The organism is Butyribacter sp. (assembly GCF_056818865.1).
Window position 1 is genome coordinate 72,319 of sequence record NZ_DBLYGC010000002.1, and the last position, 12,727, is coordinate 85,045.

The 12,727-nt window shown below is 37.7% G+C and carries 12 protein-coding genes; 4 read left to right on the forward strand and 8 right to left on the reverse strand.

Annotated features, from left to right (window positions below; all coding sequences use genetic code 11):
- Positions 1-13 precede the first annotated feature (13 nt).
- The 8 genes from ACZLXV_RS01275 to ACZLXV_RS01310 all read right to left on the reverse strand — a co-directional run bounded on the left by ACZLXV_RS01275 (position 14) and on the right by ACZLXV_RS01310 (position 8,107).
- Positions 14-775, reverse strand: coding sequence for an ABC transporter ATP-binding protein (locus tag ACZLXV_RS01275; RefSeq protein ID WP_367336489.1), 762 nt, complete (start codon positions 773-775; stop codon positions 14-16).
- A 1-nt stretch (position 776) separates the two neighbouring features.
- Positions 777-1,835: a branched-chain amino acid ABC transporter permease gene (locus ACZLXV_RS01280; RefSeq protein ID WP_482382256.1), complete on the reverse strand. Its 1,059-nt coding sequence runs from the start codon at positions 1,833-1,835 to the stop codon at positions 777-779.
- A gap of 14 nt (positions 1,836-1,849) precedes the next feature.
- Positions 1,850-2,734, reverse strand: a complete 885-nt coding sequence (locus ACZLXV_RS01285) for a branched-chain amino acid ABC transporter permease (protein WP_022224173.1) — start codon at positions 2,732-2,734, stop codon at positions 1,850-1,852.
- Between the two features lie 187 nt (positions 2,735-2,921).
- Positions 2,922-4,088, reverse strand: a complete 1,167-nt coding sequence (locus ACZLXV_RS01290) for an ABC transporter substrate-binding protein (RefSeq protein ID WP_482382257.1) — start codon at positions 4,086-4,088, stop codon at positions 2,922-2,924.
- A gap of 169 nt (positions 4,089-4,257) precedes the next feature.
- Positions 4,258-5,616 (reverse strand): MATE family efflux transporter, encoded by a 1,359-nt coding sequence (locus tag ACZLXV_RS01295; protein ID WP_482382258.1) that lies wholly within the window; start codon positions 5,614-5,616, stop codon positions 4,258-4,260.
- 31 nt (positions 5,617-5,647) lie between these two features.
- A complete protein-coding gene (locus tag ACZLXV_RS01300) occupies positions 5,648-5,845 on the reverse strand; it encodes a hypothetical protein (protein WP_482382259.1) in 198 nt (65 codons plus the stop codon).
- A gap of 14 nt (positions 5,846-5,859) precedes the next feature.
- Positions 5,860-7,047 (reverse strand): sodium/glutamate symporter, encoded by a 1,188-nt coding sequence (gene gltS, locus ACZLXV_RS01305; RefSeq protein ID WP_022224169.1) that lies wholly within the window; start codon positions 7,045-7,047, stop codon positions 5,860-5,862.
- A gap of 100 nt (positions 7,048-7,147) precedes the next feature.
- Positions 7,148-8,107: a TAXI family TRAP transporter solute-binding subunit gene (locus ACZLXV_RS01310; RefSeq protein WP_482382260.1), complete on the reverse strand. Its 960-nt coding sequence runs from the start codon at positions 8,105-8,107 to the stop codon at positions 7,148-7,150.
- A 167-nt stretch (positions 8,108-8,274) separates the two neighbouring features.
- Here ACZLXV_RS01310 and ACZLXV_RS01315 point away from each other — a divergent pair, with 167 nt between their 5' ends.
- The 4 genes from ACZLXV_RS01315 (at position 8,275) to ACZLXV_RS01330 (ending at position 12,676) form a co-directional block, all read left to right on the forward strand.
- On the forward strand, positions 8,275-9,186 hold the full coding sequence (locus tag ACZLXV_RS01315) for a magnesium transporter CorA family protein (RefSeq protein ID WP_482382261.1): 912 nt from the start codon (positions 8,275-8,277) through the stop codon (positions 9,184-9,186).
- Between the two features lie 209 nt (positions 9,187-9,395).
- On the forward strand, positions 9,396-9,845 hold the full coding sequence (locus ACZLXV_RS01320) for an Hsp20/alpha crystallin family protein (RefSeq protein WP_482382262.1): 450 nt from the start codon (positions 9,396-9,398) through the stop codon (positions 9,843-9,845).
- A gap of 164 nt (positions 9,846-10,009) precedes the next feature.
- On the forward strand, positions 10,010-11,080 hold the full coding sequence (locus ACZLXV_RS01325) for a DnaJ C-terminal domain-containing protein (protein ID WP_482382263.1): 1,071 nt from the start codon (positions 10,010-10,012) through the stop codon (positions 11,078-11,080).
- A 258-nt stretch (positions 11,081-11,338) separates the two neighbouring features.
- Positions 11,339-12,676 (forward strand): ABC transporter substrate-binding protein, encoded by a 1,338-nt coding sequence (locus tag ACZLXV_RS01330; RefSeq protein ID WP_482382264.1) that lies wholly within the window; start codon positions 11,339-11,341, stop codon positions 12,674-12,676.
- Positions 12,677-12,727 lie beyond the last annotated feature (51 nt).

The window sequence follows — 12,727 nt, forward strand, 5'->3', positions numbered from 1 at the left end:
CTCATTTCTATAATTATTCACCTAAATATGCCTTGATAACCTGTGGGTTGTTTAACACGTCTGATGTATCGCCCTGTGCAAGAACCTCGCCGAAATTAAGTACGGTAAGCTGCTCGCATATTCCGCTTACAAGTTTCATGTCATGTTCAATGAGAAGAATTGTCATATGAAAATGGTCTCTTACAAATTTTATCATATCCATTAATTCTTCTGTTTCGTTTGGATTCATGCCGGCAGCAGGTTCGTCGAGAAGAAGGAGTTTAGGATTTGTTGCAAGTGCACGTGCAATCTCAAGTTTTCTTTGCTGTCCATAAGGGAGATTCTGTGCTTCAACATATGCATCATCTTTTAGTCCGAACACTTCGAGAAGTTCCATAGCAATATCATTCATTTCTTTTTCAACTTTATGATAACGTGGAAGCCTGAGTATGCTGTCAAGTGTTGAATAGTGATGATTGTTGTGTAGACCTGTTTTTACATTGTCGAGTACGGTGAGCTGTGAAAACAGTCTTATATTCTGAAATGTTCTTGCAATTCCTGATTTGTTTATTTCAATTGTGGATTTGCCTGTGAGGTCATTTCCGTCGAGAATAATCTTTCCGCTGTCAGGTTTATAAACACCTGTCAAAAGGTTGAAAATAGTTGTTTTTCCGGCACCGTTTGGACCGATAAGTCCGTAAAGCTGTTCCTTTTTAATGTTGATACTAAAGTTGTTTACGGCACGAAGACCACCAAAAGAAATACCAAGATTTTGTACATCTAATAAATTTTCCATTTTATGCAGCCTCCTTTTTGTTTTTCTTAAATGAAAGGTGTTTTTCACGCCATTCAATTGCTTTTGGTGCCCAGTTAAAGAGCATCATGACAATAAGAACTATTGCGTAGATAAGCATACGGTAATCTGACATTCCACGGAGCAGCTCCGGAAGAAGTGTAAGTACAACAGCGGCTATGACAGAACCTCTGATATTTCCGATACCTCCAAGAACAACAAATACAAGAATGTTTATAGACATATTGTAACCGAAGTTATTTGTATTAGCTGTGAGATTTGAGAGGTTGTGTGCATAAAGGACACCGGCTGCACCTGCCATTGCAGCAGATATAGTGAATGTCATAAGTTTATATTTTGTAATGTTTATACCGATTGATTCAGCGGCAATTCTGTTGTCACGGATAGCCATGATAGCACGACCGTCTCTTGAATGTATAAGGTTTAATACTATAAACAATGTTATAAGAATAAGTATAAAACCGATAAAGAATGTTGAATCGTTAGGTGTGCCCGTAATTCCCTGAGGACCGTTCACGATAATTTTTCCGTCAGGTTCGAGATTTAAACTTACCGCATCTTTTGTTGAAAAATGAAATCCTTTTGAATCTTTTCCTATAAAAAGAACGTTAACAAGGTTCTTGATGATTTCCCCAAATGCAAGTGTAACTATTGCAAGATAATCACCATTTAATCTCAAAACAGGAATTCCTATTATAATTCCGAATATGGCTGCCACCGCTATTCCTATTAGAAGTGCGATAAAAAATCTAAGTGTTCCGTTTGTGATAGTATCCTGTGTAGCTTTTGAGAAGAAGGAACTTGTGAAAGCACCGACACACATAAAGCCGGCATGTCCAAGACTTAATTCTCCGAGAATACCTACGACAAGATTAAGCGAAATGGCGAGAATGATATAAGTACACAAAGGAACCATAAGTCCCTGGAAGAGAGAAGAAATCTCTCCGGCATTTATAAGAATCTGCATTATAATAAAAGCAGCTATAACTATACCATAAGTGATAATATCATTTAATTTTTGTTTAGATAATTTCTTTGACATAATATACCTGCCTCCTATACTTTTTCCTGAATTTTTTTGCCTAAAAGTCCTGTCGGTTTAACAAGAAGGACGATAATAAGTACAGCAAAAACAATTGCATCTGCCATCTGTGATGAAATATAGGCCTTACCAAATATTTCAATAATACCTAAAAGAATACCGCCTATAAATGCTCCCGGGATTGAACCGATACCACCAAATACGGCGGCAACGAACGCTTTGATACCGGGCATGGCACCTGTGTAAGGTGTAAGACTTGGGTAAGCAGAGCAGAGAAGTACACCTGCGATAGCTGCAAGTCCTGAGCCGATTGCAAATGTGAGAGCAATTGTTCCGTTTACATTGATACCCATAAGAAGTGCGGCACCACGGTCTTCAGATACAGCACGCATTGCCTGACCCGGCTTTGTTTTCTGTACAAAGAACATTAAAGCTATCATAATGATGATACAAACTATTATTGTAATGATAGTTTCACCGGAAAGGTTAAGTTTTCCTCCGGCTAATGAAAGTCCTTCCCATTTGATGATTGATGGAAAAGTCTGTGCATTGGCTCCAAAAAGTAAAAGTGCAACATTCTGAAGTAAGTAGCTGACACCGATTGCAGTAATAAGAACCGCAAGTGAAGAAGATGCATTTCTAAGTGGTTTGTATGCAATTCTCTCAATGACAATACCTAAAACAGTACAGACAACAATTGAAATAATAAGTGCCGGAAATGCCGGAATGCCTGCATTTGTCATGGAAAGAAGAGAAACATAAGCACCAATCATGATTACATCTCCATGTGCAAAGTTAAGCATTTTTGCAATACCATATACCATTGTGTAACCGAGGGCAATTATTGCATAAACACTTCCGAGACTTAATCCGTTAAATAAATACGATATAAAGCTCATGGTTTACCTCCTGTTTCTTTAAATGTAGAGTGTTACTGTTTAAATTTGAGTGTGAACAGTAATATTAAAGTCTGTATGAGATTTAAATCTCATACAGACTTTATAATATCATATAACAAGCTTAAAATCCACAAAATACGTTATTCAGTAACATTTTGTCTAATTCGGATTTTGGTGTTTATAAACTTTATTCAGCTATATTGTAAGAACCGTTTTCTACAACTACGACAGTAGGCTCTTTTGTAGGTTCACCGTCTGATGACCATTTGATGCTCTTAGCAGTAAGACAGCTGAGTTCAATTTCAGTCATTGATTTCTTTAATGCGTCTGACATATCAGAAATACTCATATCAGGTGTAAGCTTTGCTTTCTCAGCAGCAGCTTTTATAGTGTAGATACAGTCATAGGCATCTGCGGCAAACTGGATAGGTGTGTCATTAAATGCTTTTTTGTATGCTTTTACGAAAGTCTGAGTCTTGTCATCCTTTGAATCAGGTGTAAATGGTGTAAGGAACATAAGTCCCTCAGCAAGTTCTTTGTCAAATCCGTCAAGTGCAAGGATTCCGTCCATACCGTCACATCCGAAATACTTAGGTGTGAAGTTTGCCTTCTTTGCCTGAGCAAGGATAAGAGATGCCTCCTGATAATATATAGGAAGGAATACCATTTCAGCACCGGCACTCTTAGCTTTCTGAATCTGTACTGAGAAGTCTGTCTTGCTGTCAGCAGTAAATGCCTCGGCAGCTACTATATCAAGTCCTTTTGCTTTTGCCTCGGCATCAAATTTCTGATAGATACCTGAAGAGTAAGGGTCAGAACTGTTATAAATAACTGCAATTTTTGAAGCAAGTTTGTGGTCTGCGATATAATCAGCAGAAGCACTACCCTGGTTAGGGTCAGAGAAACACATACGGAATGCGTTGTCATACTGAATTGACTCTACTGCTGTAGCTGATGGAGTAAGCTGGAACATGTTGTCATTATGTGTCTGTTCAACAACTGCTGTACAAGGGTTTGATGTAACAGTTCCTACAAGTATCTGCATACCCCAGTCTTTTAAGCTGTTGTAGGCATTTACTGATTTCTCAGTATCGTTCTGGTCGTCCTCAAATTTATATTCAATTTTCTTTCCGTTAATACCACCTGCGGCATTAACCTCGTCTACTGCAAGCTTGATACCGTTCTGGACGGCTTTTCCATAGATAGCTGCATCACCTGTTGTAGGTCCGATGCCACCAATCTTAAATGTGTCTGCTGATTTGCTGCCTTCGTCCTTCTTGCTGCCACATGCACACATAGAAAATGCCATAGCAGATACAAGTACAAGGCTGACTGCCTTTTTCCATAATCTCATAATAATTGCCTCCTTTTTCTTTTACTAATGTATGGTAGTTTTTAAGGGGCAATTTGTCAATAGAAAAAAGTACCAAAAGTTGAAGAAAATTAAAGTTATAATTGACATTTTTTCAACTATACTTGCATAGTGTTAAATTTCTCTCAATTAGGCAAGTATATTATTAAATTTATTTCAATTTACTGAGTGCTTTTTTAAACTGAACTAAAAATATGATTACCGTAAAGGATACTGCTATGAAGTCGGCAACAGGTTCAGCCATATATACTCCGTTTGTTTTGTTTGAAACAAAATGCGGCACTATGTAGATAAGCGGGAGAAGAAGAACGAACTTTCTCACGACAGCAACAATGACCGAGCATACGGCATTGCCTATGGCAACAAAAGTCATCTGGCATGCAATCTGTATTCCAAACATAAATAACATACCGCAGTAAATTCTGAGTGCGCCGGCGGTAAATGTAACAAGTTCTTTATCTGAACTGAAAATTCCTGCAAATACACCAGGGAAAAGCTGTATCAATGCCCAGAATATGATTGAATAGCTGAGTGATACGGTAATAAGTATACGAAATGTCTTTTTTACACGGTCAGCATTTTTTGCTCCGTAGTTGTAGCTGGTAATCGGTTGTGCACCCTGACCGATACCCTGTAGTGGCAGCATTGCAAACTGCAGTACACTTGTAAGTATAGTCATGGCACCAACGGCGACATCACCGCCGTATTTTAAAAGTGATGAATTAAAACATACGGAAATGACACTCTCGCTTGCCTGCATGACAAATGTTGAAACGCCGAGAGCCATACATGGAAGAATTATTTCGGCAGAAGGAATGATATATTTTTTCTTTATCTTTAAAAATGTTTTTCTGCCTGTTAAGAATGAGATAACCCATATACATGAAATTCCCTGTGATATTACAGTGGCAATTGCAGCACCCTTTACGCCAAGACCGAGTGCAAAAATAAAAATCGGATCGAGAATGATGTTACATATAGCACCTATGATTACGGTTAACATTCCGGTTTTTGAAAATCCCTGTGCTGTTACGAAAGCGTTCATGCCGAGAGTGAGCTGTACGAATATTGTTCCAAGGGCATAGATATTCATATAGCTTGAAGCATAATCAATTGTGTTGCTGCTTGCGCCGAAAGCCATGAGGAAAAATCTGTTACCGGATAATAATACAATGGTAAGGATAATTGAAATGATAATCTGCATGGTAAAACAGTTTCCAAGAGTTTTTTCGGCTGTATCATTTTCGCCCTTGCCCATAAAAATTGAAGCTCTCGGAGCACCGCCAAAGCCGATAAGAGCAGCAAAAGCGGATATTATCATAATGATGGGCATACAGACACCGAGGCCTGTGAGAGCAAGACTGCCGGTTTTTGGAATATGTCCTATGTAGATTCTGTCTACAATGTTGTAGAGCATGTTTACAAGTTGTGATATAACGGATGGAACTGCCAGTTTTAATAAAAGTTTTCCGACAGGTTCAGTAGCTAAAAATTCTTTGTTTTCACTCATAAGAAGTCTCCATTCTGTAAAAATTATTTTGTTATTTTTTTCGTATATGAACTTCCGGTATAGCCAGATTATCATAGTTTATGGAAGAGTCGTCACTTTCATTTTCGGTCGCTTCGTCGTGGGTCTTGTGTGTATGGACTTCCGGAATTGCTACATTTTCAAAAGTTAAATTGTAATCATGTTTTTCCTCAACATGTTTTTGCTCATTTTTCTTTTTCCAGTGAAACATAAAAATCCCTCCATTTAAAGTATATTAATGAAAAATGTAATAACAAGACTGTTGATAAAATCTGCAAATAAACTTCCGATAAGCGGTATGATAAGGTATGCCTTTACGGATGGAACATATAGGTCGCAGATTGCCTGCATATTTGCCATGGCGTTTGGGGTAGCCCCCATACCAAAGCCGCAGGTTCCGGCAGAAAGCACGGCTGCATCATAATCTCTTCCCATAACATTGAATATGGCAAAGTATGTGAATACGCATATGAGAAGCGTCTGTGCTGCGAGCAGGATAACAAGCGGCAGGGCGAGAGTGGCAAGTTCCCAGAGCTTTAAAGTAATCATTGCCATTCCGAGAAAGAGTGAAAGACTGATTCCGCCGAGGTCGTTTATCTCACCCATATGGATAGTTCCCTTGCTTGAATACTCAGTAATATTACGCATAAGTGCAGCGGCGAGCATTGCACCTATATAGATAGGAAAAGTAAGTCCTGTCTTTGTGAGAAAATACGAAAAGATGGTGCCGAGTCCTATTGCAAGTATAAGCTGGAATACTGCGGTTGCGTACATATTTGTATGACGCTGGTGTTTTTCCTCGTCCTCAACCAAAAGGCTGTCATCCTCAGACGGAACATTGCACATAAGATTTCTTTTCTCGATAAGGCGCTTTCCTATAGGACCGCCAACAAGACTTCCTGTTATAAGTCCGAAAGTGGCAGCGGCAGTACAGATAGTTGTTGCACCCTTAATATTAAAATCCTCGAGTACCGGACCGAATGCACCGGCAGTACCGTGACCGCCGACCATAGGTATTGAACCTGTACACATTCCGATGAGAGGATTTAAGCCAAGTACCTTTGAAAGTCCGATGGCAAGCAGGTTCTGCGAAAAAATCAGTGTGATAACAAGTGCGAGGAATACCAATAAGGATTTTCCGCCGCTTTTTAAAACCTTTAAGTTTGCCTGAAAGCCAACAGATGTAAAGAAAAATACCATGCACACCTCACGCAGAGTATCATCAAAGGAAAATTCAATAATTCCGGTAGTATAACATACACATGTAAAAATAGCAAAGAGTAATCCACCTATAACAGGCGCTGGAATACAGAATTTTTCCAGAATATTTATTTTTTTTCTCAGATAACTTCCTAATAAAAGTACCAAAACTGCAGCAGCAAGCGTTTGGTACATGTCTAATTGAATTTTCATAAAGTTAATTCCTCATTTCCAAGCGATTTGTTGTGGCAATATGAAACCATAACAGCTATTTACATTCGCTCATAAATAAATAGCTGACGATGTATTTGTATTATTTTTGTGTTGTGGCTGTAATTCCTTTTTCCTTATAATAAGCGGCTGCGCCCGAATGGAATGGAATATCAATACCCTGAACCGCTGTATTTTCATCAGTTATAAGTTCAAGAGAAGTTGCATATTGTAAATCTTTATTATGTTTAAAAAAGGTTTTAGTAAATTGCTTGACAGCGTTTTCAGAAAGGCTGTCAGATGCAAGCAATACTGATTTTACACCTATTGTAGTTACGTTTTCCGACTGGCCTGCATAAGTGTTTGCAGGTATTTCATACTTACTGTAACAAGGATAGGCTGTAAGCAGTTTTTTAATACATTTATCATCAATACTTAAAATTCTGATACTGCATTCTTTAGTAAGTTCAGATATTACTGTTGTCTGAAGTCCGGCTGTGCAGAAAAATGCATCAATCTTACCTTCGGCAAGCTGTTTTGCCGCATCGGTGTAATCAAGATTTACCATATTGACAAGTTTAGAATTTAAACCGCTGAATTCTAAAATCTGATTTGCGTTAATTTCCGTACCGGATTCCTTTGCACCGATACTTACTTTTCGACCCTGAAGGTCATCAATGCTTTTTATACCTGAGTTTGCTTTAACGACTATCTGGCATGCTTCAGTATAAAGTGCAGCAACAGCTTTATAGCCATTACAGATATTGTCTTTAAAATAACCTGTGCCATCGTAAGCATCCTTGATAAGGTCTGCCTGTGCGATACCAAGGTCTATATATTTGTCAGACAGAAGTCTAAGGTTAGCCGCAGAACCGGCTGTATTTTTGACTTCAAACTTGTAATCGGAGGTGTCTTTTGATATAGCACCGGAGAAACTGCTTGCAAAAGCATAGTACATACCGCCTATGTCAGCGGCTCCAAAACGTATATTGTTTGATTGTCTGCCGCAAGATGATAAAAATATTAGCGAAAAACAGAGCAGAAGACATAATCTTTTCTTCATATATAAGGTTTCCTTTCTTAATTGGATTTTGACCACAATATATTATCGTGGTAATAAAAAATTACCACTGATTATTTTACAATAAATTTGGATAAAATACAAATTAGGTATAAACAAAAATAAGGCAGCAAAGCAAGAATAAAGTATTAAGTATGCAGGTGGAAGAAGTGTATTATATAGTAAAAGAGGACGGTATATTTAAAATTGCTCTTGATACATTTTGGGAAAATGATGAATGTATTGGTGTATTTAAAATGTCAGAGTGGGATAACGAAAAAATTTTGTGGGGGAAGTGCGGAATCTGGCATTCGCCTGATGAAATTCATTTTTGCAAGATGGAAAGTCATAAGGATTTTTTGTACGGGACATTTCAAGTGCCATCAAAAGAATATGGAAAAAAAGATACACTTTTTGCTATATATATATTGAAAAACAGGGTAATCATTTTAAGCGATGATGATAACGTTGATAAAAATATAGTGAGAATATCAGGAAAAGCGGTTACAAAAGATTATTCGATAGAAAGATTTATATACGATTTTTTTGTTTCGTTTATAGATGAAGATTTACTTTTCCTGCAGAAGATAGAGCACAAGATAACAGAGATTGAAGAGGATATCATGAAAGAGCAGTCTGATAAATTCAATATAGGTCTTTTGAGATTAAAAAAGATAATAGCGAGATTTTATCATTATTATACACAGCTTGCGGAAACAGGGGATGAACTTGCCGGAAATGAAGAGGAATTTTTTTCGGATGATATTGTGGAACTTTTTAAAATGTATTCTGAAAAGATGACAAGACTTGCACAGGAAACACAGATACTAAGAGAATATGCGATGCAGGTTCAGGATGTGTACCAGTCTGAGATAGAGATACACCAGAATGATGTAATGAAGATGCTCACGATAGTAACAACAATTTTTCTGCCATTGACACTGATAGCAGGGTGGTATGGAATGAATTTTTCATATATGCCGGAGCTTAAAATGAAATATGCCTATCCGTTTGTTATAGGAATCAGTGTGCTGATAGTTGTTGTGAGTCTGATTGTATTTAAAAGAAAAAAATATTGGTAGTGTGTCATAAATAAAATGGAATTTAATTGATACAAGTTCACAAAAAGTTCACAAAAATTATTAGCACTCACTATTGACGAGTGCTAATAGAAGTGGTATAACATAATCAGCAACAGAGAAACAAACAATATTAAAAAATAAATAAGATTTTATTTACTGTTGCATCACAGATGCGGACAGTAATAGATTTTTGGAAGGAGCGATTGATTATGTTAATGCCTAGTATTTTTGCAAATGATTTAATGGATGGATTTTTTGATGCACCTGAAAGAAATTATAAAAAGAGTTATTATAATAGCGGATTGATGAAAACAGATATAAAGGAAAACAAAGATGGTTTTGAAGTTATCATGGATTTGCCGGGATTTAAGAAAGAGGATATAAAGGCTGAATTAAAAGACGGATATCTTACAGTTACGGCAGAAACGTCTAAGGATGATAAAACATCTAAGGATGATAAAACATCTAAGGATGATACAAGCAGATATATATGCAGAGAGAGATTTTATTCTACATGCAGCAGAAACTTTTATGTAGGTAAAGAACTGACACAGGAAGATATAAAAGCAAAATTTGAGAATGGAGTTCTTACATTGAATGTGCCTAAGAAAGAAGCATTACCACAGAGAGAAGAGGAAAGATATATTTCAATCCTGTAACAGACAGTGGATAAATACATTTAAAACTGCCAAAAACGGTTTTTAGTATTATATTTTAATTTGTACTATCATATATCAGATAAAGATGATGGAGGGAGCGGTGAAAAATCGCTCCTTTTTCAAAATGCAGCGTAAAGGACAGCGCAGGAAAGGGGGAGGTTGTTATGGCTGTGAAGCAGGATTACTATAAGGTGCTTGGAATTGATAGGAACGCTGATGATAAGACAATAAAAAAAGCATATCGTAAGATGGCAAAGAAGTATCATCCCGACATGAATCCCGGTGACGCAGCAGCTGAGCAAAAGTTTAAGGAAATTACAGAAGCTTATAATGTACTTAGTGATTCTGAAAAGAAGAAACTTTATGATCAGTTTGGTCATGCCGCATTTGAAGAAGGATTTTCGCCGGGAGACGGGGAGTCCTATGATGGACCTTATGGAACACACAGAGAGTATCATTTCACTGGAGATGCATCGGATATTTTTGGAGATATATTTGGAGACCTGTTTAATGACGGTCACTTTAGTGGTCATGGAAGTTTTGGAGGTTTTGGTGGCCACGATGGTTTTGGGCAAAGTGGTGGAGCTGGCGGTCGCAGCAGCTTTGATGAGGACGGACATTTTGGAGAACATGGTGGATTTTCGGGAACACATTTTTACAGCACAGGAGGTCGGGAGCCGGAGTTTGGTTATGATATGAGAGGCGATGATACAGAGGCTGACATAGGAGTAACATTTGATGAGGCTGTGTTTGGATGTGACAAGGTGATTACTTTGCGTAATGGCAGGACAGGAAAAGAGCAGTCATTAAAAGTTCATATACCGGCGGGAATTGACGACGGAAACAGTATCAGGCTCAAAGGAAAGGGTCATCCGGGTATGGGAAAAGCAGAGGCCGGAGATTTATTTCTCAGGGTTAAAGTAGGTGAGAAACCGGGCTATGAGAGAAAAGGACAGGATATATATACAAAGGTAAATGTACCATATACGACTGCGGTTCTCGGAGGAGATGTGCGTGTCCATACACTTTATGGAGATGTTGAGTGCAGGATAAAAGAGGGAACACAGTCCGGTACAAAAATACGTCTTAAGGGAAAAGGTGTTGTGTCTAAAAAGGACGGAAAGACTTACGGTGACCAGTATGTTACGATAGGAATTGAAGTTCCGAGACATATAGGCAGAAATGCAAGGGAAAAGCTGATGGAGTATCGCAGCTTATGTAAAAACTCAGCCTGAATATAGTAAAAATGCACAAAACACCCCGGTAATTCAGTTGAATTATCGGGGCATTTTTGTGCAAAGATGACAAAAAGCACAAAAGATTAAAAAAAATATTGCATTTTTTATCTAAATGTTATATATTTTAGTTACAACGAAATGGAAACATTTCCAGAAACATTTCCAAAAACGTTTCCACAAAAATACATATTATTTTAAAGTTATTTAAAGTATTCAAAATGGAAACAACAACTATTCTAATTTAGGAGGATAACTATGAGAAAGAAAGGACTTATAGCACTTGGACTTGCAGCAGTTATGACAGCATCAGCACTTACAGGCTGCGGTGGCGCAAGTGATAAAAAGGAAAGCAGCAGTAAGAAAGAAGCTAAAGGAACAGTTTATTATTTGAACTTCAAACCTGAAGCTGATGCACAGTGGCAGGAACTTGCAGATATCTACACAGAGAAAACAGGTGTTAAGGTAAATGTAGTAACAGCCGCAGCAAATCAGTATGAGACAACACTTAAGAGTGAGATGGGTAAGAGCGAAGCTCCGACATTGTTTCAGGTAAACGGACCGGTTGGACTCGCATCTTGGAAAGATTATTGCTATGATCTTAAAGATTCTGAAATTGCAAAGCAGATTACAAGCGATGATTTCTTATTAAAAGATGGTGATTCTGTTGCCGGTATAGGTTATGCTATTGAATCATACGGTATAATTTACAACAAGAATCTTTTGAAAAAAGCCGGATACACACAGGATGATATAAAGAATTTTGATGACCTTAAGAAGGTGGCTGAAGACATCACAAAGAGAAGCAAAGACCTTGGATTCTCAGCATTCACATCAGCAGGTATGGATGGAAGTTCAGACTGGAGATTTAAAACACATCTTGCAAACCTTCCTATTTATTATGAATATCAGCAGGATAACATCGAAAATACAGATGCAATTAAGGGAACATACCTTGACAACTATCGTAACATTTGGAATTTATATGTAAACAATTCTACAACAAGTCCAAAACAGCTTAGCACAAAGACAGGTGATGATGCAGTTGCAGAATTTGTTACTGAAAAAGCTGTATTTTATCAGAACGGTACATGGGCTTACTCAGATATAGCAGACATCGGAGATGAAAATCTTGGAATGCTTCCTATCTACATCGGTGTAGACGGAGAAGAAGATCAGGGACTTTGTACAGGTACAGAGAATTACTGGTGTGTAAACAAGAAAGCATCTAAAGAAGATATTCAGGCAACACTTGATTTCATGAACTGGTGTGTAACTGACGAGACTGCAGTTAAATGTATTTGTGGAGCAGCAGGGGCTATGCCTTCAGGACAGGACGGAATGGGATTTGTTATTCCGTTTAAGAAAAACCTTGAATCTGACAATCCTCTTGTAAACATTGCAAATGACTATGTAAATCAGGGTAAGAAACCTGTAACATGGAATTTCACAACTATGCCATCTGAGAAGTGGAAAAATGACCTTGGTTCAGCTCTTACAACATATGCTTCTAAGCAGACAGATGCAAATTGGGATCTTGTAAAGAAAGCATTCGTTGACGGATGGGCAAAAGAGGCCGCAGCAGCTAAGAAATAATTTTAAATTACAGACTATTAAGCATTAGTTATATTACAAATTGTTTACTAA

Bases quoted from the DNA above. Each gene is read 5' to 3' on its own strand.
- ACZLXV_RS01295 (WP_482382258.1), bottom strand. From the start codon at position 5,616: ATGAGTGAAAACAAAGAATTTTTAGCTACTGAACCTGTCGGAAAACTT.
- ACZLXV_RS01325 (WP_482382263.1), top strand. From the start codon at position 10,010: ATGGCTGTGAAGCAGGATTACTATAAGGTGCTTGGAATTGATAGGAAC.
- ACZLXV_RS01320 (WP_482382262.1), top strand. From the start codon at position 9,396: ATGTTAATGCCTAGTATTTTTGCAAATGATTTAATGGATGGATTTTTT.
- ACZLXV_RS01280 (WP_482382256.1), bottom strand. From the start codon at position 1,835: ATGTCAAAGAAATTATCTAAACAAAAATTAAATGATATTATCACTTAT.
- ACZLXV_RS01330 (WP_482382264.1), top strand. From the start codon at position 11,339: ATGAGAAAGAAAGGACTTATAGCACTTGGACTTGCAGCAGTTATGACA.
- gltS (WP_022224169.1), bottom strand. From the start codon at position 7,047: ATGAAAATTCAATTAGACATGTACCAAACGCTTGCTGCTGCAGTTTTG.
- ACZLXV_RS01310 (WP_482382260.1), bottom strand. From the start codon at position 8,107: ATGAAGAAAAGATTATGTCTTCTGCTCTGTTTTTCGCTAATATTTTTA.
- ACZLXV_RS01275 (WP_367336489.1), bottom strand. From the start codon at position 775: ATGGAAAATTTATTAGATGTACAAAATCTTGGTATTTCTTTTGGTGGT.
- ACZLXV_RS01285 (WP_022224173.1), bottom strand. From the start codon at position 2,734: ATGAGCTTTATATCGTATTTATTTAACGGATTAAGTCTCGGAAGTGTT.
- ACZLXV_RS01300 (WP_482382259.1), bottom strand. From the start codon at position 5,845: ATGTTTCACTGGAAAAAGAAAAATGAGCAAAAACATGTTGAGGAAAAA.
- ACZLXV_RS01290 (WP_482382257.1), bottom strand. From the start codon at position 4,088: ATGAGATTATGGAAAAAGGCAGTCAGCCTTGTACTTGTATCTGCTATG.